This window comes from Gudongella sp. DL1XJH-153, assembly GCF_049310905.1.
Classification (GTDB): Bacteria; Bacillota; Clostridia; order Tissierellales; family Tissierellaceae; genus Gudongella.
Window position 1 is genome coordinate 1 of record NZ_JBMEMN010000076.1, and the last position, 1514, is coordinate 1514.

1 protein-coding gene is annotated in these 1514 nt (G+C 43.1%); it reads right to left on the reverse strand.

Annotated elements, in window-relative coordinates; genetic code table 11:
* Positions 1-80 precede the first annotated feature (80 nt).
* Positions 81-1499 (reverse strand): group II intron reverse transcriptase/maturase, encoded by a 1419-nt coding sequence (gene ltrA, locus ACOEN1_RS13390; RefSeq protein ID WP_422487393.1) that lies wholly within the window; start codon positions 1497-1499, stop codon positions 81-83.
* Positions 1500-1514: the final 15 nt, after the last annotated feature.

Consider the following 1514-nt stretch of genomic DNA (forward strand, 5'->3'; position numbering starts at 1 on the left):
AATCGAGTAGGAGGTAGATGATTATTTCATCTACCGACCTCTCACAGCACCGTACGTACGGTTCCGTATACGGCGCTTCTCTAGTTTACACATACCTGCTTGTAATAATCAAAGAAGAATAGGTAGTTACGTTGACTCAGTTTATCATTTGAGATAGACCTAGCTAGAATGGGGCTATTGGCGATTCGCCAGTAGCCTTTTCTTGTGTTTGCAAACTCCCATGCTTTGCCTTTTTCTATACCGAGTTTCCTGAGATTATTGAATTTTGTGCTGACTTTCTTCCACTGCTTCCAGATAACCATCCGAATTCTTCTCCTCATCCATTGGTCCACTCCTTTAAGTAGCGATTTCATGTCTGCTATCTTGAAGTAGTTGACCCAGCCCACTATATATTGTCTTAGTTTCTTGGGCCTTTCGATGTTACTGAGGCCATGGCTTCTGGCTGTCAGTTCCTTGATTCTGGATTTCATTTTCTTTATGGCTTTTGGATGCACCCTAAATCTTCCCTTTCCCTTGTATACATAGAATCCGAATCCTAGGAATTTGATTCTTCCTACGTATCCGGTTGCTGTTTTCTCTTCATTGATTTTAAGAAACAGCTTCTTTTCTATGAATGGCTGGATGTTTCTAAGGGTTCTTTTTGCACTCTTTCGACTCCTTACAAATATCGTAAGGTCGTCTGCATATCGTACAAATCTGTGCCCTCTCTTCTCTAGCTCCTTGTCCAGTTCATTTAGCATGATGTTGCTAAGAAGAGGACTTAAGGGGCCTCCCTGGGCTACGCCTTGACCTGTTTCTCTGAATGTGTGCTTTTCTACGACTCCGGCTCTTAGATATTTATGGATTAACGAGATCACTCTGCCATCCTTTATGGTCCTTGACAACACCTCTATCAATTTGCTTTGATTTACTGTGTCAAAATATTTCTCAAGGTCCATGTCTACCACGTATTTGTATCCGTCGTCTATGAATTCTTTGCACCTTTTCATGGCTCCGTGGGCGCTTCTTCCTGGCCTGAATCCAAAACTGTTGTCTGAGAATTGTTCCTCGAATATCGGCGTCAGTTCTTGGGATATTGCTTGCTGAACAACCCGGTCCACCACTGTCGGTATTCCAAGCTTCCGTGTTTTCCCTTTTTCTTCTTTCGGTATTTCTACCCTTTTGACCGGTTTTGGCCGGTATTTGCCGGCCTGTATTGCCTCCACAAGGTCCTTGCCATTTTCTTTGAGATGGTCTAGAAGTTCATCTATCCCCATGTCATCGATTCCTGCAGCTCCCTTGTTTTTCTTGACCTTCTTGAATGCTTTGTTCATGTTGTCTCGGTCTATTATCTTTTCCAGCAATTGGTCTTCCAACAGGTTTGTGTCGGTGATGTTGTTATCAGTTATCCTCGATGAATCATACGCTCCTGCATATTCTCCCTGTTCCGCAGGTACCTTTTGCGGGCAGCCTTCTGTATGAAGTTGTCTGTATTTGATTTCATCCTCGGTAACTTTCATTTACTTTCACCTCCT

Bases quoted from the DNA above. Each gene is read 5' to 3' on its own strand.
- ltrA (WP_422487393.1), bottom strand. From the start codon at position 1,499: ATGAAAGTTACCGAGGATGAAATCAAATACAGACAACTTCATACAGAA.